19 protein-coding genes are annotated in these 20,039 nt (G+C 68.4%); 13 read left to right on the forward strand and 6 right to left on the reverse strand.

Features of this window, described 5'->3' with window-relative positions; translation table 11 throughout:
• Positions 1-62 precede the first annotated feature (62 nt).
• Positions 63-620: a Rieske (2Fe-2S) protein gene (locus tag ACFVWG_RS18150; RefSeq protein WP_391544451.1), complete on the forward strand. Its 558-nt coding sequence runs from the start codon at positions 63-65 to the stop codon at positions 618-620.
• Between the two features lie 107 nt (positions 621-727).
• Here the strand turns inward: ACFVWG_RS18150 and ACFVWG_RS18155 are convergent, their stop codons facing one another.
• The 3 genes from ACFVWG_RS18155 to ACFVWG_RS18165 form a co-directional block, all read right to left on the reverse strand.
• Complete coding sequence (locus ACFVWG_RS18155; RefSeq protein WP_391544452.1) at positions 728-1,996, reverse strand: S8 family peptidase; 1,269 nt, start codon at positions 1,994-1,996, stop codon at positions 728-730.
• 160 nt (positions 1,997-2,156) lie between these two features.
• Positions 2,157-2,894 carry an ankyrin repeat domain-containing protein gene (locus tag ACFVWG_RS18160; protein WP_391544453.1) on the reverse strand — a complete coding sequence of 246 codons (738 nt, stop codon included), beginning with the start codon at positions 2,892-2,894 and terminating at the stop codon, positions 2,157-2,159.
• A gap of 53 nt (positions 2,895-2,947) precedes the next feature.
• Entirely contained in the window at positions 2,948-3,403 is a 456-nt protein-coding gene (locus ACFVWG_RS18165; RefSeq protein ID WP_391544454.1) for a DUF6194 family protein, read from the reverse strand.
• A gap of 82 nt (positions 3,404-3,485) precedes the next feature.
• Between ACFVWG_RS18165 and uvrC the strand changes: the two genes are divergently transcribed.
• The 3 genes from uvrC to yvcK all read left to right on the forward strand — a co-directional run bounded on the left by uvrC (position 3,486) and on the right by yvcK (position 7,483).
• Positions 3,486-5,510, forward strand: a complete 2,025-nt coding sequence (uvrC, locus tag ACFVWG_RS18170; protein WP_391544455.1) for an excinuclease ABC subunit UvrC — start codon at positions 3,486-3,488, stop codon at positions 5,508-5,510.
• Between the two features lie 6 nt (positions 5,511-5,516).
• Entirely contained in the window at positions 5,517-6,383 is an 867-nt protein-coding gene (rapZ, locus tag ACFVWG_RS18175; RefSeq protein ID WP_391544456.1) for an RNase adapter RapZ, read from the forward strand.
• A gap of 155 nt (positions 6,384-6,538) precedes the next feature.
• Entirely contained in the window at positions 6,539-7,483 is a 945-nt protein-coding gene (yvcK, locus tag ACFVWG_RS18180; protein WP_391544784.1) for a uridine diphosphate-N-acetylglucosamine-binding protein YvcK, read from the forward strand.
• Here yvcK and ACFVWG_RS18185 read toward each other — a convergent pair.
• Complete coding sequence (locus ACFVWG_RS18185) at positions 7,480-8,955, reverse strand: hypothetical protein (RefSeq protein ID WP_391544457.1); 1,476 nt, start codon at positions 8,953-8,955, stop codon at positions 7,480-7,482. The genes yvcK and ACFVWG_RS18185 overlap by 4 nt on opposite strands.
• Complete coding sequence (locus ACFVWG_RS18190; protein ID WP_391544458.1) at positions 8,952-9,458, reverse strand: SigE family RNA polymerase sigma factor; 507 nt, start codon at positions 9,456-9,458, stop codon at positions 8,952-8,954. Before ACFVWG_RS18190 ends, ACFVWG_RS18185 begins: the two co-directional genes overlap by 4 nt.
• A gap of 313 nt (positions 9,459-9,771) precedes the next feature.
• On the opposite strand from ACFVWG_RS18190, the gene ACFVWG_RS18195 reads away from it, so the two are divergent.
• From ACFVWG_RS18195 to ACFVWG_RS18235, 9 genes are all read left to right on the forward strand, one after another.
• Entirely contained in the window at positions 9,772-11,376 is a 1,605-nt protein-coding gene (locus ACFVWG_RS18195) for a glycosyltransferase family 4 protein (protein WP_391544459.1), read from the forward strand.
• A 52-nt stretch (positions 11,377-11,428) separates the two neighbouring features.
• On the forward strand, positions 11,429-13,387 hold the full coding sequence (locus tag ACFVWG_RS18200) for a glycosyltransferase (RefSeq protein ID WP_391544460.1): 1,959 nt from the start codon (positions 11,429-11,431) through the stop codon (positions 13,385-13,387).
• Positions 13,388-13,455: 68 nt separating this feature from the next.
• Entirely contained in the window at positions 13,456-14,439 is a 984-nt protein-coding gene (gene whiA / locus ACFVWG_RS18205) for a DNA-binding protein WhiA (RefSeq protein WP_391544461.1), read from the forward strand.
• Positions 14,440-14,645: 206 nt separating this feature from the next.
• Complete coding sequence (gene gap / locus ACFVWG_RS18210; RefSeq protein WP_391544462.1) at positions 14,646-15,650, forward strand: type I glyceraldehyde-3-phosphate dehydrogenase; 1,005 nt, start codon at positions 14,646-14,648, stop codon at positions 15,648-15,650.
• A gap of 85 nt (positions 15,651-15,735) precedes the next feature.
• Positions 15,736-16,929 carry a phosphoglycerate kinase gene (locus tag ACFVWG_RS18215; RefSeq protein ID WP_391544463.1) on the forward strand — a complete coding sequence of 398 codons (1,194 nt, stop codon included), beginning with the start codon at positions 15,736-15,738 and terminating at the stop codon, positions 16,927-16,929.
• 5 nt (positions 16,930-16,934) lie between these two features.
• Positions 16,935-17,741, forward strand: a complete 807-nt coding sequence (tpiA, locus tag ACFVWG_RS18220; protein WP_391544464.1) for a triose-phosphate isomerase — start codon at positions 16,935-16,937, stop codon at positions 17,739-17,741.
• Entirely contained in the window at positions 17,738-17,971 is a 234-nt protein-coding gene (secG, locus tag ACFVWG_RS18225) for a preprotein translocase subunit SecG (protein ID WP_132169095.1), read from the forward strand. Before tpiA ends, secG begins: the two co-directional genes overlap by 4 nt.
• Before the next feature lie 14 nt (positions 17,972-17,985).
• Positions 17,986-18,345 (forward strand): RNA polymerase-binding protein RbpA, encoded by a 360-nt coding sequence (locus tag ACFVWG_RS18230; RefSeq protein ID WP_391544465.1) that lies wholly within the window; start codon positions 17,986-17,988, stop codon positions 18,343-18,345.
• A 127-nt stretch (positions 18,346-18,472) separates the two neighbouring features.
• On the forward strand, positions 18,473-19,456 hold the full coding sequence (locus tag ACFVWG_RS18235) for an SMP-30/gluconolactonase/LRE family protein (RefSeq protein WP_391544466.1): 984 nt from the start codon (positions 18,473-18,475) through the stop codon (positions 19,454-19,456).
• Here ACFVWG_RS18235 and ACFVWG_RS18240 read toward each other — a convergent pair.
• Entirely contained in the window at positions 19,450-20,037 is a 588-nt protein-coding gene (locus tag ACFVWG_RS18240) for a Uma2 family endonuclease (RefSeq protein ID WP_391544467.1), read from the reverse strand. The genes ACFVWG_RS18235 and ACFVWG_RS18240 overlap by 7 nt on opposite strands.
• Between the last annotated feature and the right edge of the window lie 2 nt (positions 20,038-20,039).

Raw genomic sequence — 20,039 nt, forward strand, 5'->3', positions numbered from 1 at the left:
CCCACCCGTTTGTCAGAGCGTTCAACTATTTTCTGCCGGCAAGCTCCTGGAGGTCCAGATTCATGAGCGATGACACGATGGCACCACCCACCTCGCAACCAGCCGCCGAGCCGGACGGGCTGACGCGCGATCGGAGGTCGGTGCTCCGCTGCGCGGCCATCGCCGCGCTGGTGGGTGCCAGCGCCCCGATCCTCGCCGCCTGTGGCGGCGGCGACAGCAGCACGGGCTCCGCCCCGACCACCGGTGGCACCAGCTCCGGACCGACGGGCACCCCGAGCAGTGCACCGACCAGCGCGCCGACCACGGGCGCCAGCTCCGGTGCTCCGACCGGCAAGGTGCTCGGCGCGGTCTCCGACGTACCGGTCGGCGGCGGCAAGGTGTTCGCCGACGCCAAGGTCGTCGTCACCCAGCCGACCGCCGGGCAGTTCAAGGGCTTCTCCGCGATCTGCACCCACCAGGGCAACCCGGTCGGTTCGGTGGAGGGCGGTCAGATCATCTGCCCGTTCCACCAGAGCCACTTCAGCATCACCGACGGCGCTCCGGTCAGCGGCCCGGCCCAGTCGCCGCTTCCCGCGGTGAACGTCGCGGTCCAGGGCACGAACGTCGTACAGACCGCCTAACCGCCATTTGGCTGGCTAGGCAGCCAAATCGGGGGTTCTACACTCGTATTCAGAGTGCAGAACCCCCGATATCGGTGGCTAGCCAGGGAAATTGGTCAGGGTCAGGGTCAGGGCTGGGCCGGGTCGACCTTGCCGGCGAACAGCAGCTTGTTCGGAGAACCCGTGCCCGGCTCGCCGACCTTGTCCGGCGTGGACGCACCGACGAGTGCGGTCGCCACATCGGCAGGCTTGGCATCCGGGTGATCGGCCAGGTAGAGCGCGACCGCGCCCGCGACGTGCGGCGTGGCCATCGACGTACCACTCATCTTCGCGGTCGAGTCCGGACCGGTGATCCCGACCGACAGCACGTCCACGCCGGGACCGAAGACGTCGACGCACTTGCCCCAGTTCGAGAACGAGGCCTTCTGGTCTTGGTCATCGGTCGCGCCGACGGTGATCGCGGTCGCTTCGCGCGCCGGCGACGACGTACAGGCGTCCGCGCTTTCGTTGCCGGCAGCAACGGCATAGGTGATGCCGGCACCGACCGACGCCTTCACCGCCGCGTCCAGCGCGTCGTCGGCCGGGCCGCCGAGGCTCATGTTCGCGACCGCGGGCTTCTTCGCGTTCTTGGTCACCCAGTCGATCCCGGCGACCACGGTCTCGGTCGTCCCGGAACCCTTGCAGTCGAGGACGCGGACCCCGAAGATCTTCGCGCTCTTCGCGACCCCGTACGTCGTACCGGCGATCGTGCCGGAGACGTGGCTGCCGTGACCCATGCAGTCGACGCCGTTCTGCCCGTCGCCGACGGTGTCGGTACCGACCGACGCGCGGTCGCCGAAGTCCTTGTGGGCCGCGTAGATTCCGGTGTCGATCACGTAGACGCTGACATTCTCGGCCGCGGTGGTCGGCGTGTACTTCTGGTCGAGCGGCAGAGCCCGCTGGTCGATCCGGTCCAGGCCCCACGGCGGGTCGTCCTGGTTGACCGTGAACTTCTGGTTCTGCTGCACGAACGCGACCCGTGAGTCACCGGCGATCTTCTTCGCCTGCGCCTCGCTCATACTCGCCGAGAAACCCTTGATCGACGAGTCGTACTGGTCGCGGACCTTGACGTCGTACGTGCTGGACAGACTCTGGTTGGTGACCCGGGTCTCGCCCTGGGACCGCTGCCCGGCGAGGACGACGATGTAGCTGCCGGGGACGGCGGTCGGGCTGCCCGCGCCGCGGATCGTGACATCGGTCTGCGCCGGCGTGGCCGCCGTACTGGCCGTGGCGATACCGGTGACGGCGAGCGCCGAGGCCGCGAGTGCACCAAGCACGACGCGTGGTCTGACGAAGTTCAGGGCTGTGGAGTTCTTCAGGGCTGTGGAGATCTTCAGGGACATGGACTTCAGGGACATGGGCGGAAACTCCCTCGAGTCAACGCAAGGCCTTGTTGCCTCACGCAAAGGACCTGCGCATCTACCCTGGTCCACACGCTACGTAAAGCGCCCATCCCAGCCTGGGGTCAACTCCGCCTTATGACCCAACCCGCAACACGACCGTCGACCAATCGCAAGGTCAGAACCGGCCCCACCGGATCGGCCGCGCGCTCCCGCCGTACCAACGAATGGTGCAGTTGTTCGCGCGAGCCCACCGCTCGACCCCGTCGACGAGCGTCCCGGAACCGCAGTTCAGGAGGTCCTCGGCCAACTGCAGATCACGTGACGTTCGCAGGTGCGCGAGCAGGGACTCCTCCGAACCCGGGCGTCCGAGCTTGACCATGAGCACGATGAGCAGTCGTCGATCGCTCCGGTTGTCGGCGAATGCCCGCTCGAGCGCAGGCCAGAACAGTCGGTCGTCCGCACGGCGCAACTGGCCGAAACCTGCCCGAGCCGCCGGACCGGGGTCGGCCCAAGCGCCCTCGGGCGTGAGCCTGCGTGCCGTTCGGGGCAGCATCCGTTCGTACGACGCGATCTTGCTCAGGTCGTCCGCCGTGTAGCCAGCCTTGGTGACGAGCGTTTGGTCGGCACCCCGAGCGATCAGCCTCCGGACCACTTCCTCTTGCTGTGCATAGCTCGCCAGGTGGAGCGCAGTGTTGCCGCCGGCGTCGCGGGTGTCGATCGGGAAGCCGGACTGAAGGAACTCGTCGAGTCGCGTGCTGTCCTCGGGGTCCGCCGCCGCGCTGAAGAAGGCATCTCGCCGGCGGCGTGCTCGGTCGCGCGACCTCGTGTTCAGTACGACGAGGACGATCGGCAGCGCCAGGGCGGTGACGAACACTATCGGGGTTGCCCAGCCGGCGAGGAGGGGGACGAACATGGGCCGATGATGGCGTCGCCGTGGACTGCGGTGTGGGCGGTGACAGGTTGCGGTCAGGGCGTGAGGCGGCTCTGGTGGTTGGCGTGCTTGCGGGCGGCGAACTGGTACGCCTCGGCGATCAGGGGGAGCAGCGGGTCGAGGGTAGTGGGATTGACGATGGCTACCCAGTACTGGGAGGCGTAGAAAGGGTGTGGCATCAGAGTGTCGCGGGCGGCGTAGTCGTGGTCAGAGACCAGCACCCAGTCGGCGTCGCGCTCGGTCGGCGGCACACCGAACAGCTCCGTGTACGTCGCCTTGGCCAGCCCCAGGTTGAGTCGCCAGGCACCAGGCTCGTCCAGCCGGGACACGCGTTCGTAGTGGTCGCCGGTGACGATCGTGGCGAAGGGTTGCTGCCGCTCGGGCGGGAGGTCGGCGGCCGGGTCGTAGAGATGGAACAGGTCGCCCTGAGCTTCGAGAACGCGCACCCCGTCGTACCGGCGGATCAACTGATCGAGTTCGTCAACAGTCATGCCTTCAAGTCTGTCATTGAACTAGCAGTGGAGACCTTGGGAGAATTCCGGTTTTGTCGGCGGCCCGAACTAGGGTTGTCGAGTGGCTGATCCATCGTCCTACCGACCCGCGCCCGGGTCGATCCCCGACTCACCCGGTGTCTATCGCTTCAGCGACTCCGCCGGGCGGGTGATCTACGTCGGCAAGGCGAAGAACCTCCGGGCCCGGCTGTCGTCGTACTTCCAGGACCTGGTCAACCTGCACCCGCGCACGCAGGCGATGGTGACGACCGCGGCGAAGGTCGAGTGGACCGTCGTCCGCACGGAGGTCGAGTCGCTGCAGCTGGAGTACTCCTGGATCAAGGAGTTCGACCCGCGCTTCAACGTGAAGTACCGCGACGACAAGTCGTACCCGTGGCTCGCGATCACTCTCGACGAGGACTACCCGCGGGTGATGGTCGGCCGCGGCCAGAAGAAGAAGGGCATCCGGTACTTCGGCCCCTACAGCCACGCCTGGGCGATCCGCGAGACCGTCGACCTGCTACTGCGCGTCTTCCCGATGCGCTCGTGCAGCAAGGGCGTGTTCAACCGGCACCGCCAGATGGGCCGGCCCTGTCTGCTCGGGTACATCGGCAAGTGCGCGGCGCCCTGCACCGGTCAGGTGACCCAAGAGGAGCACCGCCAGATCGTCGACGACTTCGCGGCGTTCCTGTCCGGCCAGACCGCGACGTACGTGCGCCGGCTGGAGAAGGAGATGAAGGCCGCGGCGGCCGAGCTGGAGTATGAGCGGGCGGCCAAGATCCGCGACGACCTGGCCGCCCTCGACAAGGCTCTGGCCAAGAACGCGGTCGTCCTCGGCGACGGCACCGACACCGACGTGATCGCGCTCAGCGAGGACCCGCTCGAGGTCGCCGTCCAGATCTTCTACGTCCGCGGCGGCCGGATCCGCGGTGAGCGCGGCTGGATCGCCGACAAGGCCGACGGTACGGCGACCACCGGCGACCTCGTCTCGCGGTTCATCCAGCAGACGTACGCCGGTGACGCGGGCGACGCGATCCCGCGCGAGATCCTGGTGCCGACGATCCCGGACGACGTCGACGCGCTGACCCAGTGGCTGGAGGAGACGCGGGGGACGCGGGTCGCGATCCGGGTCCCGCAGCGCGGCGACAAGAAGGCGCTGATGGAGACCGTCGAGCGGAACGCGCTGCAGACGCTGACCATGCACAAGACCAAGCGGGCCAGCGATCTGACCACCCGCAACCAGGCGCTGGAGGAGATCCAGGCCGGGCTCGACCTGGCCGAGGCGCCGCTGCGGATGGAGTGCTACGACGTCTCGAACCTGCAGGGCACCGAGGTGGTCGCCTCGATGGTGGTCTTCGAGGACGGCCTGCCGCGCAAGAGCGAGTACCGCCGGTTCGTCATCAAGGGCGTCGAGGGCCAGAACGACGTCGCCTCGATCGCCGAGGTGCTGACCCGGCGGTTCAAGCGGATGATCGAGGACCGCGCCGACATTCCCGAGGGCGAGGACCCGACGGCGTACCTGGTCGATCCGGAGACCGGCCGGGCGAAGAAGTTCGCCTACACGCCGGGTCTGGTCGTGGTCGACGGTGGTCCGCCGCAGGTCGCGGCCGCCCGGCAGGCGCTCGACGAGCTGGGGCTCGGCGACATCCCGATCTGCGGACTGGCCAAGCGGCTGGAGGAGGTCTGGATCCCCGACGAGGAAGACCCGGTGATCTTCTCGCGGACCTCCGAGGGGCTGTATCTGCTGCAGCGGCTGCGGGACGAGGCGCACCGGTTCGCCATCACCCACCACCGCAACCGGCGGTCGAAGTCGATGGTCGAGAGCGTGCTGGACGACGTACCGGGGCTGGGGGAGGTCCGGCGCAAGACGCTGCTGCGGCACTTCGGGTCATTGAAGAAGTTGCGGCAGGCGAGCATCGACGAGGTGGCCGAGCTGCCCGGATTCGGGCGCCGGACGGCGGAGGCCGTCGTACTGGCGGTGAACACCGCCGCAACGACGGCGGAATCCGGCCGGGCGCCGTCGGTGAACACGGCCACAGGCGAGATACTGGGTGATGACGTCCCGGCGCCGGCCGAGGCGCCCAACGGGGATCCCAGGGAGAACTGAGAACTGATGGACGACACGAGCGGCAACCTGATCATCGTGACCGGGATGTCCGGCGCGGGGCGGAGTTCGGTTGCGGACGTGCTGGAGGACCTCGGCTGGTTCGTGGTCGACAACCTGCCGCCGATGTTCCTGACCACGATGGTCGAGCAGACGATCGGCACCGGGACCCAACCGCGGCTGGCGGTCGTGGTCGACGTCCGGACCGGGATGTTCTTCGACGAGCTGAGCTCGTCGCTGCACGACCTGCGGGTGAAGGGCTACCGGCCGCTGACCCTGTTCCTGGAGGCCTCCGACGACGTGATCGTGCGCCGGCAGGAGGGCGTGCGCCGGCCGCACCCGTTGCAGGGCGAGGGCCGGCTGCTGACCGGGATCCAGCGTGAGCGTGAGCTGCTCGGCGACATCCGGGCCGGTGCCGACCTGGTCATCGACACCTCGAACATGAACGTCCACCAGCTCGCCGCGAAGATCGTGAACGCCTTCGGTGACGAGGAGAACGCCGAGCTGCGGGCGACCGTGGTCTCGTTCGGCTTCAAGTACGGCATCCCGGTCGACGCCGACGTGGTCGCCGACATGCGCTTCATCCCGAACCCGTACTGGCAGCCCGACCTGCGCCCGATGACCGGGCAGGACAAGCCTGTGTCAGACTTCGTGCTCGGCCATCCGCTGGCCCAGCAGTTCCTGCAGAACTACTCGGACGTGCTGGACACCCTGCGGACCGGCTACCTGAACGAGGGCAAGCGCTTCGTCACCGTCGCGATCGGCTGCACCGGGGGTAAGCACCGCAGCGTCGCGATGTCGGAGGAGATCGCCCGCAGACTGCGCGAGAAGGGTTCACCGACCTTGGTCGTTCACCGGGATCTAGGACGCGAGTGACGGGGACGAGTCCTCGGCAGAGCCCTGCCCGCGAAGAGCGCGGGCTTGAGGACTCTCCGGTGTTATCTGGGGGGCGACCCCCAGACCCCCGAAGGAGCCCCGCCCGCGAAGAGCGCGGGCTCGAGACGTCTGGAGTCTTGTCCGGTGGGCGAGCTCTGGGCCTGCGAAGGCCTGGGGTCGTCGCACTAGGGGGAGGGCACGGCCTGGCGGCCTCGCTGTCCGCCCTGCGGCATGTGACCGATCAGCTGACCGCCATCGTGACCGTCGCCGACAACGGCGGCTCGTCCGGCCGGCTCCGCAAAGAGCTGGGGGTGCTGCCGCCGGGTGACCTGCGGATGGCGCTCGCGGCGCTGTGCCGTGACGACGAGTGGGGCCGCACCTGGGCCAACGTCCTGCAGCACCGCTTCCGCAGCAACGGCGAGCTGCACGACCACGCCGTCGGCAACCTGCTGATCGTCGCCCTGTGGGAGCTGCTCGGCGAGGCCGTCGACGGCCTCGACTGGGTCGGCCGGCTGCTCGGCGCCCAAGGCCGGGTGCTCCCGATGTCCGCCGTACCGCTGGACATCACCGCCCGCGTGATCGGTCTCGATCCCGACCACCCCGAGGCGCTGACCGAGATCCGCGGCCAGGCCGAGGTCGCGACCACCAACGGTCACGTCGTCGACGTCGCCCTCGACCCTGCCGACCCGCCGGCCTGTCCCGAGGCTCTGGTGGCCATCGCGGAGGCTGACTGGGTCGTCGTCGGACCAGGCTCGTGGTTCACCTCGGTCATCCCGAACCTGCTCGTTCCGGCGTTGTGCCGCGGTCTCGAGCAGACGAGCGCCCGCCGCCTGCTGACCTTGAACCTGGGAGAGCAGAAGGGCGAGACCGACGGCTTCTCACCCGAGACCCACCTCGAGGTTCTCGCCGCCCACGCTCCGGATCTGCGCATCGACGTCGTCCTCGCCGACGAAGGCCATGTCCCCGACCCCGAGTCCCTACGCCGTACGGCGCAGTCCCTCGGAGCGGAGCTGGTCATCGCCGACATTGCCGACGATGACCAGCACCTCCACCACGCCCCCGACAAACTCACGAAGGTGTATCGCGAGCTCCTCGTCTAGCTGGCGTCGACAGTGATCTTCTTGTCGTAGACCAGCTTGGCGTCCGCGTCGTACCCGCGGACCCGGACCTTCTTGAAGTTCTCACTGCCGCCGGTCGTGCCCCAGAGGTAGTAGCCGTTGGAGATCGCCGCGCGCACCGGCCCGGTGGGCAGGTCCACGATGATCTGGGCGACGCCCTGCGGAACCATGGCCCAGCGGGAGAACTCGTCCATGGTGGGGTCGCCGAACGTGCCGTCGGCCTGGACTCCGTGGCGCGTGTAGTCGTAGGCGTCCTGCTCAGCCCGGTAGCACCAGGCCACGACGTTCTGACCGGGGGAGACCAGCAGCGCGGTGAACCGCTTGTCGCTCCCGACCTTCAGTGCGACCGGCCACTGCGGGCTGATCCGTCCGGCGCCGTTGATCCGTGGGTCGATGTCCGGGTCCGGCTTCGGCAGCCCGAAGCCGGGACCGTCGAAGAACGCGTCGTCCGGCTTCTTGCACTGCGTGCGGACCTGCTCGTCGCTCAACGGGCTGGTCGGTACGACGGCCAGCGGCTTCCCGGTCTCGGGATCCTTCGTCAGCACGGTCCGCGGCTCGATCGGGTCGGACGTCTTGATCTTCACATCCGGCGGGACCTGCACCGGCGGTGCGGGTTTGGTGTACGTCCACTCGTACACCCGCTTGCCCTTCGCGTCGTACGCCCTGATCCGCTGGATGGGCGGGATGAACCGTCCCAACTTCGCGTCGTAGTTGGACTTGTCCGTCTTGAACCAGTCGGGGTAGCCGAGCGTGTAGAAGCCGCTGGCCGCGACGAGTGCCTGCCGGGGAGCCTTCTCGCCGGCGAGATTCACCAGAACCTGGCTGACGCCTTCGACCGGGATCATGACCTCGGCCGTGGCGGCCTGCGGCCCGCTGGGGGCATTGTCCGGGTCGGGTGTCCCGGGTAGGACGGTGCTGTAGCGCCCGAACGTCAGCGGCCGCTTCGCGTCCTGCATCGTGCAGTCGAACACGATCGACTTGTCAGGCGACAGGAACAGCGCTTGCAAGCGATTCTGGTCCCCGCTCTTGAGGATGATCTTCCAGCGCGTGTCGACCGGTCCGGCCTTGTCGGCCACCGTTCTCTGGAAAGACCTCGGGGCGGCTGTCTGGCAGCGTTTCAGCACCTCGGCGTCGGACAGCGGGCTGACCGGCGGCGGCGCGGTGGCCGTCGTACCGGACTCGTTGTCCACGATCTGCCCGGTCTTGGCGTTGACGGTGATGGTCTGGCTCTTCGGCGTACCGGCCGCGCCGTCGCCCTGGTTGAGTGTGTTCGACCAGACGGTGAAGCCACCGATGACTGCGATCGCGGTCAGGGTCGCGGTGGCGCCGGCGGCGAGCCGGCCACGCCGTACGGAGCGGCGGCCGCGGGCGAGGATGGTGTCGATGTCGGTGTTCAGCGGCTGGTCGGTGTCGTCGGCAGCGGCGGTCAGCAGTCGTTCGATGTCGTTACTCACGAGGCGCTCCTTTCGGGATGGCCGATTAGCTGGCGGAGGCGGTCGAGACCGCGGGAGGTCTGGCTCTTCACGCCGCCCGCGCTGACGCCGAGGATGTCGGCGGTCTCGTCGACGCTGAGGTCGTTGTAGTAGCGCAGGACCACGCAGGCACGCTGACTGGGCGGAAGCTGGGCGAGGGCCTTGACCACCATCAGCCGGTTGTCGACCGGTCCGCCGACGTCGGGCACGACCAGTGCCGCGTCGTCGGGATCGTTCAGGCGTTCGCGTCGCCACGGTTTGCGGCCCTGGTCGAGGACCGAGGTGACCACGGCCCGGTGGGCATAACTCCGGACACCTTCTCGGCGTTCGATCCGGTTCCACCGGCGGTATACCTTCACCAGGGCGTCCTGGGCCGCGTCCTCCGCGCGATGCCAGTCACCACACATCAGGAACGCCGTACGGCGCAGTGGCCGGATCATCGTCGCGGCGAACTCGGTGAACTCGGCGTCGTCTCGTGCTCTCATGCCCCTCCTCTCGTGCTGTCGGGGAAGGAACGCAGCCGATCGGGGGTTGGGTTGCAATGAACCCGGGAGGAGTTGGACGTCCTGCCGCCAGGACGGGGTGTCGTCCGTTCTGCGGTTCGCGGGTCGAACGTGCTGGCCATCCTACGGACCAGGCGCGGATATCGGGGCCTGATGCAACCTGTTCGCACCTGGCCTTCGTCTACTACCCATTGGGAACAGGGCGTGTCGGACACCCCTGGCGCTGGTCGAGCCCGGCCGGCCCCGCAGTCGATGACGCATGCCCGGTGCTGATACGGGCTGGAATGGAGCAGAGTTGACGGACAGGATCGCGCCACACGTAGCAATGGTCGTAGCCAATGACACCGCCAACGACACGCGGGTGCTGAAGGAGGCCGACGCGTTGGCACGAGGTGGTGTCAGGGTCACATTGTTCGGTGTGGCGCGCGAGGGACCGGCCACGGTCGAGCGCCTGGACAACGGCGTTCTCCGCGTGCTGGTCGAGGGCCGTTTCGTCCTGCGGGACGAGCGGACCAGGCGCCGGGCGCTCCGGCGGGCCAGGCGGCTGATGACCGGGGAGCCGGCGGCTGCGCTGGCCGCGCGCTCCGCGCGGATCAACGCCCGGCTGGGCGACCTCAAGGCAGAGTCCGGGCACGCGGTGCGGTCGCGGAAGGCCGGACAGGTCGGAACCGTGCCGTTCAAGATCGGTGTCGCCGGCCGCCTGCTGGCGCAGAAGCGCTGGCAGGTCGCCCGGCTGAGTGTGAAGGCCCGGACGAGACTCGCCCGGCGGCAGTCGCGCTGGGCCAACGGCTACTGGCAGCGCTGGGACGCGAGCATGTCCCGCGACGACCGCAGCGTCAGTTGGCGGACCGAGATCCCGGAGGCCTACGACTACGAGGCGATGCTGGGTCCGGTGCTGGACCGGATCGAGCCGGCCGCGATCCACGCGCACGACATGCACATCATCGGTGTCGCGGCTCGTGCGGCGGGGCGCGCGAGTCTGCGCGGCCGCGAGGTGAAGACCGTGTACGACGCGCACGAGTACGTGCCCGGGCTCTCGCAGTACGGGGGACGGACGCCTCGTTTCATCGCCGCCTGGGCGCAGCACGAGTCGGAGTACATCCGGCAGATGGATCGGGTGATCACCGTCAGCCCGGCGATCGCCCGGGCCTTGCGGAAGCGGCACGACCTGCCGCTCGAACCGACCGTGGTGATGAACAGCCCGGCGTTGGCGGCCGGCAGCGGCGCCGACGCCGCGGTGACCGGCATCCGGGAGCGCATCGGCCTGCCGGACACGACGCCGCTGATGGTGTACTCCGGCGGCATCACCCGGGCGCGTGGAGTCGAGACCGCGATCGAGGCGTTGCCGGACCTGCCGGACGTGCACCTCGCTGTCGTCTGCGTACCGAAAGTCGACATGCGTTCGGTGACGGCGCTGAAGAAGCTGGCGGCGAAGGTCGGCGTCGAGCACCGGGTGCACTACCTCGAACCGGTGGCGCCGGCGGACGTTGTTCCGTTCCTGCGGACGGCTGATATCGGCCTCATCCCGATCCTGCGGTTCCCCAGCCACGAGATGGCACTGCCGAACAAGGTCTTCGAGTACCTGTTCGCCGGCTTGCCGGTGGTGACCAGCGACATGCCGAGCCTGCACGAGTTCGTCGGCCGGACCGGGATCGGTGAGGTCTTCACGGCGGAGGACCCGTACGACCTGGCGGTCGCCGTCCGGCAGGTACTGGCCACTCAGGCCGGCTACCGCGAGAACGTCGCCCGGCCCGATCTCCTCCGGGAAGTGTCGTGGGAGGTGCAGTCGGACCACCTCCGGGCGTTGTACGCCGAGCTTCTCGGCACGGACCTCGAGCAGCAGGTCCCGGTCGAGGACGACCGGTGGGAGAAGGAGATCCGCACGATCCTCGGACTGTGACACCGCGCAGCGGACCAGGCCCGATGATGTGTGACGAACCGATGGAGAAGTGATGCGTACCAGTACCGACGTGCGCGTGGTGATGGTGGTTGCCAACGATGTCACTTGCGACCGCCGCGTCCGCAGGGAGGCCGCGGCGCTGGCCGCGACCGGAGCCGAGGTGACCGTGCTCGGTGTCGCGGCCAATGGCCTGCCGTCGAAGGAGCCGCTCGGCCGCGCGACGATCGTCCGGGTGGCGGTGCCGTACTCGCTGCGCACGGAGCGCACACGCAGCCGGAACGCGAAGCGGGACTGGCGTCCGCCGCTCCTCGGCTACCGGCACGCGTCGACGTATGCAGCCCGCACTGCGCGGATCCGCGCCGAGCTGATGGAGGTGAAGGCAGCTTCGGGCGCCGCGACCGCGCGGGCGAGGTCTGGTTGGGCCGGACTGCTGACGTTCAAGGCCGGCGTCGCCGTACGGCGGCTCCGCAGGGCACGCTGGCGAGTCGCCCAGCGGGCGGCCCGGCTGCGCAAGGGCCTCGGCAGCTCGGCCGACAGGTCGTTCACGGCCGGCTGGCGGGCGTACGACGCGGTGGTGCACCGGCTGCCCTGGCCCGCGCCGTGGCGCACACTGCACCCGGAGGCGTTCGACCTGGAGACCGCCTTCGGCGACCTGATCGATCTCCTGAAGCCGGATGTCGTGCACGCGCACGGTGTGCACGTGATCGGTGTCGCGGTCCGTGCGGCAGGTCGCGCGAAGCTTCGTGGCCACGACCTCAAGGTCGTGTACGACGCCCACGAACACGTCGCCGGACTCGGCGCCCGGACCCGGCGCTCCGCCGCGGCCTGGGCGAACCACGAAGCCGAATACATCGGAGCCGCCGATCGGGTGATCACCGCTGATCCGGCCGGCGGGTCGACGCTGCGCGCGCTGTACGGCGAGCTGACCGGTAAGCGGTTCGAGGCCGCCACCAAGGACCGCACGAAGACCGACCGGCAGCTGCTGATCGGACCGTTGAACAGCGCGGGGCAGGCCTACCTGTGGTCCACCGCGGTCAACCACAATCTGATGGGCGTCACCGCGGAGTCGCTGTCCATCAGCAGCGCCGCGTTCCGCTTCCCGGTGCACCGCACTGCCACCGAGGAGCAGTACCGCTCCGACCTGCGGTGGCAGCTGGAGCTGACCGCGCATGTGCTCCACGACGTCACCCACGTGATCTTCGAGGCGGGGCGGACGATGTTCGGGGCCGTCAGCGGGCAGATGTGGACCAGCGAGGTGCCGATGCTCGAAGAGGCTGGGATCAGGCACGCCGTCCTGTTCCACGGCTCGGAGATCCGTGACCCCGCCCTGCACCGGGCGCGCCATCGCCATTCACCGTTCAAGGACCCGAACGACGATCTGACCCAGCGGCTGCAGGCGGCGAACGACATGGTCCGCCGCAACCTGCAGAGCTACCAGGGCCCGGTCTTCGTCTCCACACCGGACCTGCTGGAGTTCGTGGACAACGGCATCTGGCTCCCGCTGGCGATCGACGTCGAGGGCTTCGCATCGAACCGTCCGGTGCTCGATCGCAAGATCCCGGTGGTCCTGCACGCCCCCACCTCGGGCCCGCTCAAGGGCTCGTCGTCCATCGATCCGGTGCTGGCCGACCTGGACGCGCAGGGTCTGATCCAGTACCAGCGGGTGCAGAAGGTGGCGCACGCGGAGCTCGCCGAGATGGTGCGGAACGCCGACATCGTCGTCGAGCAGCTGCTGCTCGGCTTGTACGGCGTCACCGCCTGTGAAGCGATGGCAGCCGGGCGCGTGACCGTCGGGTACGTCCCGGATCGGATCCGGGAGCTGTTGCCGACGGACCTGCCGATCGTGGAGGCGACGCCGGACGACCTGGCCGAGGTGATCGAGCGACTGGTCCACGAACGTGACGAGGCCCGGAAGATCGCCGACGCCGGCCCACGCTACGTCCGGGATCTGCACGACGGGCGCAGGTCGGCCGAAGCGCTGTTGCCGTTCCTGGGCGGCGAGCCCGCGTAACGCACTCCCACCGGGCACAGTTGGACGGGGCGGCGAGGGTCTTTGACAACGGTGGGAGGATGCCTTCTATGGCGATGACAGCACAGGTGAAGTCCGAGTTGACCAGCATCCAGGTCACGAAACCCTGTTGCCGCAAGGCCGAGGTGTCGTCCGTGCTGCGCTTCGCGGGAGGACTGCACCTGGTCTCGGGCCGGATCGTCGTGGAGGCCGAGCTGGACAGCGGCGCGGCCGCGCGCCGGCTGCGCAAGGACATCGCCGAGATCTTCGGGCACCCGTCGGACGTGGTGGTGATCTCCCCGTCCGGAATCCGGAAGCAGACCAAGTACGTCGTCCGGGTCGTTCGTGACGGTGATGCGCTGGCTCGCCAGACCGGACTGGTCGACAACCGCGGCCGTCCGGTCCGCGGCCTGCCGCCGGCAGTGGTGTCGGGCGCTTCCTGCGATGCGGTGGCTGCCTGGCGTGGTGCGTTCCTGGCCCACGGTTCGCTGACCGAGCCGGGCCGCTCGTCCTCGCTCGAGGTGACCTGCCCGGGCCCGGAGGCCGCGTTGGCGCTGGTTGGCGCTGCGCGTCGGCTGGGGATCGGTTCCAAGGCTCGTGAGGTGCGAAACGTCGACCGCGTGGTGATCCGCGACGGTGACGCGATCGGCGCCTTGCTGACCCGCCTGGGTGCGCACGAGTCGGTGCTGGCCTGGGAAGAGCGCCGGATGCGTCGCGAGGTCCGTGCGACCGCGAACCGGCTGGCCAACTTCGACGACGCGAACCTCCGTCGCTCCGCTCGTGCCGCGGTCGCGGCCGGTGCTCGGGTCGAGCGTGCGCTGGAGATCCTGGGCGACGACGTACCCGATCACCTGCAGATCGCCGGCAAGCTGCGGCTGGAGCACAAGCAGGCCAGCCTCGAAGAGCTCGGCCAGCTGCACGAGCCCGCGCTGACGAAGGACGCGGTCGCGGGCCGCATCCGCCGCCTGCTGGCGATGGCCGACAAGCGCGCGAGCGACCTCGGCATCCCGAACACCGAGGCCAACCTCACCCCGGAGATGCTCGACCCGGCCTGAGGTGATCACCACTGCGTCAACTGGTATTCACCTGAAGACCCCGGGAGGTTCCCGGGGTCTTCGCACGTCTGGGTGGTCTGGACCACGAATGACGCGCGTACCACGGTGGTCTGCTGTGGATAGCACCAGTTGGCCCGGTGGGCGGTTGGGCTAATGTTCGGGGTGAAGAGCAGTGCTGGAACGCTAGTTCGAGGAGACGTAGTCCCGTGACCGTACGCGTAGGTATCAACGGCTTCGGCCGGATCGGCCGTAACTTCTTCCGCGCCGTGCAGGCGTCCGGTGCCGACATCGAGGTCGTCGCCGTCAACGACTTGACCGACAACCAGACGCTGGCCCACCTGCTCAAGTACGACTCGATCCTGGGCCGTTTCCCCGGTGAGGTCTCGGCGACCGACACCGACATCTCGGTCGGCGACCACACCTTCAAGGCGTTCGCCGAGCGCGACCCGGCGAACCTGAAGTGGTCCGACGTCGGCGCCGACATCGTGATCGAGTCGACCGGCTTCTTCACCGACGCCACCAAGGCCAAGACGCACGCCGACAACGGCGCCAAGAAGGTCATCATCTCCGCCCCGGCGAAGAACGAGGACCTGACGATCGTGATGGGCGTCAACCACGAGCTGTACGACGCCGAGAAGCACACCGTCATCTCGAACGCGTCCTGCACCACGAACTGCCTCGCCCCGATGGCCAAGGCCATCCACGACGAGTTCGTCATCCAGCAGGGCCTGATGACCACGGTCCACGCCTACACCCAGGACCAGAACCTGCAGGACGGCCCGCACTCCGACCTGCGTCGCGCCCGCGCCGCGGCGATCAACGTCGTCCCGACCTCGACCGGTGCCGCCAAGGCGATCGGCCTGGTCCTGCCGGAGCTCAAGGGCAAGCTGGACGGCTACGCGCTGCGCGTCCCGGTGCCGACCGGCTCCGCCACCGACCTGACCGTGAACGTCGGCCGGGAGACCTCGGTCGAAGAGGTCAACGCCGCCGTCAAGGCCGCCGCCGAGGGCGCGCTCAAGGGCTACCTGCGCTACACCGAGGACCCGATCGTGTCGAGCGACATCGTCACCGACCCGGCCTCCTGCATCTTCGACGCCGGCCTGACCAAGGTCCTGGGCAACCAGGTCAAGGTCGTCGGCTGGTACGACAACGAGTGGGGTTACTCCAACCGCCTCGTCGACCTGGTCAACTACGTCGGCACCTCGCTCTGACGTTTCTTCCCAGCATGCGCTCGAGGGTGACCCTGGTGTCCTCCTTCGGGCGCATGCCTGTTTCGTAGACAGGAACCCCTGAACTGTGAAGACCATCGACGACCTCGGAGATGTCGCGGGACTCCGCGTTCTCGTACGCTCCGACCTGAACGTACCGATCAAGAACGACGTGATCGGCGACGACGGCCGCATCCGCGCCTCGCTGCCGACGCTGGTGAAGCTGGCCAAGGCCGGCGCCAAGGTGATCGTGACCGCGCACCTCGGCCGCCCGAAGGGCGAGCCGAACCCGGCCTACACGCTGGCACCCGTGGCCAAGCGGCTCGGTGAGCTGCTGCAGCCCGAGGGCATCACGGTGCACTTCGCCGCCGATGTCACCGGCGACGCGGCCCAGACCGCCGTACAGGAACTGGACGAGGGCGAGGTCCTGCTGCTCGAGAACGTCCGGTACGACGCCCGCGAGGAGAGCAAGGACGAGGCGCAGCGCGACCAGTTGGCCGACGAGCTCGCGGCCCTGGCCGACGTCTTCGTCAGCGACGGCTTCGGCGTCGTGCACCGCAAGCAGGCCAGCGTGTACGACGTGGCCCGCAAGCTGCCGCACGCGGCCGGCGGGCTCGTGCTCGCCGAGGTCGAGGTACTGAAGAAGCTGACCGAGGACCCCGCCCGCCCGTACGTCGTCGTACTGGGTGGCGCGAAGGTCTCCGACAAGCTCGCCGTGATCGACAACCTGCTGGCCAAGGCCGACAAGCTGCTGATCGGTGGCGGCATGGTGTTCACCTTCCTGAAGGCGCAAGGCCACGAGGTCGGCAAGAGCCTGCTCGAGGAGGACCAGCTCGACGTCGTCCGCGGCTACCTGAAGGAGGCCGGCGACCGGATCGTGCTGCCGACCGACATCGTGGTGGCGCCGGAGTTCAAGGCCGACTCGCCCGCGACCGTCGTGGCCGCGGACGCGATCCCGGCCGACCAGCTCGGTCTGGACATCGGCCCGGACTCGGCCAAGGCGTTCGCCGCCGAGGTCGCCGGCGCGAAGACGGTGTTCTGGAACGGCCCGATGGGCGTCTTCGAGATGGCGGCGTTCGCGGGTGGAACCAAGGCCGTCGCGCAGGCGTTGACCGAGGTGGATGGCCTGAGTGTCGTCGGTGGCGGTGACTCCGCGGCCGCCGTCCGGCAGCTAGGCTTCGCCGACGATGCGTTCGGCCACATCTCCACCGGTGGCGGCGCATCCCTCGAGTACCTGGAGGGCAAGGAGCTCCCGGGACTCGCCGTACTGGAAGAGGACTGACTCAGATGGCAGAAGCTGCCCGTACGCCGCTGATGGCGGGCAACTGGAAGATGAACCTCAACCACGTTGAGGCCGTGCACCTGCTGCAGAAGCTGTCGTGGACGCTGCAGGACAAGAAGCACGACTTCGAGCGCGTCGAGGTGGCGGTCCTGCCGCCGTTCACCGACATCCGCAGCGTGCAGACGCTGGTCGACGGTGACCGGATGAAGATCAAGTACGGCGCGCAGGACGTGTCGACCAAGGACGCCGGCGCCTTCACCGGGGAGATCTCGGCCGCGATGCTGAGCAAGCTCGGCTGCACCTACGTACTGACGGGGCACTCGGAGCGCCGGCAGTATCACGGCGAGGACGACGCGCTGGTCAACGCCAAGACCGCCAAGGCACTCGAGGCGGGCCTGGTCCCCATCATGTGCGTCGGTGAGGGTCTGGAGGTCCGCAAGGAGAACGGCCAGGTCGAGCACGTGCTCAGCCAGGTCGACGCCGGGCTGGCCGGCCTGAAGCAGGACGACGTCCGCAAGGTCGTCATCGCCTACGAGCCGGTCTGGGCGATCGGCACCGGCGAGGTCGCGACCCCGGAGGACGCCCAGGAGGTCAACTCGGCGATCCGGGCCCGGATCGAGGAGACGATTTCACCCTCGGTGGCCGACTCGGTACGGATTCTTTACGGCGGATCGGTGAAGATGGCCAGTGCAGGTGGCATCATGGCCCAACCGGATGTCGACGGCTGTCTTGTTGGGGGTGCGAGCCTCCAGGTGGACGAGTTCGCCGGCATCTGCCGTTACCTGGACCTTCAGTTAGGCTACTCCTCGTGATCCTCGCTTTCTCTATCGTCGTGCTCATCTGCAGCCTCATCCTCACGCTGCTCGTGCTGCTGCACAAAGGCCGCGGTGGCGGCCTGTCCGACCTGTTCGGTGGGGGAGTGTCGTCCAGCCTGGGCGGTTCCTCGGTCGCCGAGCGGAACCTGGACCGCATCACGATCGGCGTCGGCCTGATCTGGTTCGCCTCCATCGTCGCGCTCGGCCTGCTCTACAAGCTCGGCTGAGGGGGTAGGGTCCCGTGGCTGGTGGTGGTAGTGCGATTCGTGGCAGCCGGGTCGGTGCCGGCCCGATGGGCGAAGCGGAGCGCGGCGACACCGCGCCCCGGCAGCGTGTCGTCTTCTTCTGTGCCAACGGGCACGAGACGGCGACCGTCTTCGCGGTCGAGGCAGCCGTTCCGGAGGCGTGGGACTGTCCGCGGTGCGGTCTGCCGACCAGCACCGATGTGAACAACCCCCCGCCGCCGACGAAGATCGAGCCCTACAAGACCCACCTGGCCTACGTGAAGGAGCGGCGCTCCGAATCGGAGGCGGCCGAGATTCTCGAAGAGGCACTGGAGAAGCTCCGCGCGCGGCGTGCCCGCGGCGAAGTCATCTTCTGACCGAACGCTGTGTTGAATACTGTCCCCACCCCACCACCCCGGACAGGACAAACCCGGACCAGCCCACGTGGCCGGTCCGGGTTGTCGCGTTGTGTGCCGGGGATCTGACTCCTTGTAGAGTCGGCGCATGAAGGCTTCGATCGCCCCTGTGCGCTGGACTCCGCCGCCCGCCGACCCCGTCCGGCACCCGACAAGCCTTGCCGTGACGACTGTCGCCGTACCGGGTCATGGGCCTGAGGATGCGTTGATCGACGAGGACGGCAGCGTCCTGACCGGCCTCGACGACGGCCGCATCCTGCGCGTCTCCGCCGACGGAACCACGATCAGCACACTCGCCGACACCGGCGGCCGACCGCTCGGCCTGGAGTGGCTGCCCGATGGCAAGGTCCTCGTCTGCGACGCCAACCGCGGCCTGCTCACCGTCGACAAGGACGGTCGCGTCGCGACCCTCCTGACCGAGATCGACGGCCGCCCGATGCGCTTCTGCAACAACGCCGCCGTCGCACCCGACGGCACGATCTACTTCAGCGACTCGTCCACCCGCTTCGGCGTCGACAACTGGAAGGGCGACCTGCTTGAGCATTCCGCCACCGGCAGCATCTACCGCCTGACCCCCGACGGCGCAGTGACTCGCCTCGCCGCCCACCGCGCCTTCCCCAACGGCGTAGCCCTCAGCGCCGACCACCAAACCCTCTACTGGGCCGAGACCGCGACCTACGCCGTCTACAAACTCGACCTCAGTACGACGGACGCCGAGCCCGCCGTACTTGCCCGTGTCCCCGGCCTGCCCGACAACATCTCCCGCGGCTCCGACGGCCTGATCTGGGTCACCATCGGCTCACCCCGCAACACCCTCCTGGACCTGCTCCTCCCCAAACCGCCCATCCTGCGCAAACTCGTCTGGGCCCTCCCCGACGCCCTCCAGCCCAAGCCCGCCGACATCATCGAGCTCCAGGCCTACGACGAGTCCGGCACCCTCATCCACGACCTCCGCGGCACCCACCCCGACTTCCGCATGCCCACCGGCGTCCGCGAACACAACGGCACAGTCTGGCTAGCCAGCCTAGGCACCGAAACCCTAGCCACCTTCCCCACGCCGACGCGTCAGTAGGACTCGAGAAGCTCTGCCGGGTCGAAACTCATCGCAAACGGCTCGGCGGTCTCGAAGAGCTCGCCTGACTGCGCGCGTACGTGGGTGCTGTACCGACCGTCGCTCCCAAGGCGTAACAGCTCCACCTCGGCCTCGTCCGTCCGGATCTCGACGTACAGGTAGTAAGGCATGCCCAGCTGGGCGCACATCGCCGGCTTGTCGATCCTGTCCCGGTTGTAGGAGGACGACGACCTGATCTCGATCGGGCACAGCACTTGGCCGCCCTCGATCCAGTGCTGCTGCTGAACACCCTCATGCAGGATCATCAGCTCAGGTTCGATCCAGCTGTTGATATCGGTGCGGACATTCATCGCCAGGTAGACCGCGTGGCCTGCAGCGAGTGCCGGCTCGTGGAGTACGAAGGCCAAATGCGTTGCTGCCCAGCTAGTCGCGCTGCCCTCACGCGGGCTCATCCGAAGTCTGCCGTTGTCGGCTTCGTAGCGCGTCGGGGGCATGCCTTCGATCGGTAGGTAGCGTCGGGCCAGTTCAACGGTCCACAGACCGTCGAGGTCGATCAACGGATCGAACGGTCGCACTGTCACGA

The sequence above is a fragment of the Kribbella sp. NPDC058245 genome (assembly GCF_042882005.1).
Taxonomy (GTDB): Bacteria; Actinomycetota; Actinomycetes; order Propionibacteriales; family Kribbellaceae; genus Kribbella.

Excerpts from the sequence above, each read along its gene's own strand:
- rapZ (WP_391544456.1), top strand. The coding sequence starts at position 5,517 with ATGGACGACACGAGCGGCAACCTGATCATCGTGACCGGGATGTCCGGC.
- ACFVWG_RS18155 (WP_391544452.1), bottom strand. The coding sequence starts at position 1,996 with ATGTCCCTGAAGTCCATGTCCCTGAAGATCTCCACAGCCCTGAAGAAC.
- whiA (WP_391544461.1), top strand. The coding sequence starts at position 13,456 with ATGGCGATGACAGCACAGGTGAAGTCCGAGTTGACCAGCATCCAGGTC.
- ACFVWG_RS18160 (WP_391544453.1), bottom strand. The coding sequence starts at position 2,894 with ATGTTCGTCCCCCTCCTCGCCGGCTGGGCAACCCCGATAGTGTTCGTC.
- ACFVWG_RS18190 (WP_391544458.1), bottom strand. The coding sequence starts at position 9,458 with ATGAGAGCACGAGACGACGCCGAGTTCACCGAGTTCGCCGCGACGATG.
- tpiA (WP_391544464.1), top strand. The coding sequence starts at position 16,935 with ATGGCAGAAGCTGCCCGTACGCCGCTGATGGCGGGCAACTGGAAGATG.
- ACFVWG_RS18200 (WP_391544460.1), top strand. The coding sequence starts at position 11,429 with ATGCGTACCAGTACCGACGTGCGCGTGGTGATGGTGGTTGCCAACGAT.
- ACFVWG_RS18165 (WP_391544454.1), bottom strand. The coding sequence starts at position 3,403 with ATGACTGTTGACGAACTCGATCAGTTGATCCGCCGGTACGACGGGGTG.
- ACFVWG_RS18150 (WP_391544451.1), top strand. The coding sequence starts at position 63 with ATGAGCGATGACACGATGGCACCACCCACCTCGCAACCAGCCGCCGAG.
- ACFVWG_RS18235 (WP_391544466.1), top strand. The coding sequence starts at position 18,473 with ATGAAGGCTTCGATCGCCCCTGTGCGCTGGACTCCGCCGCCCGCCGAC.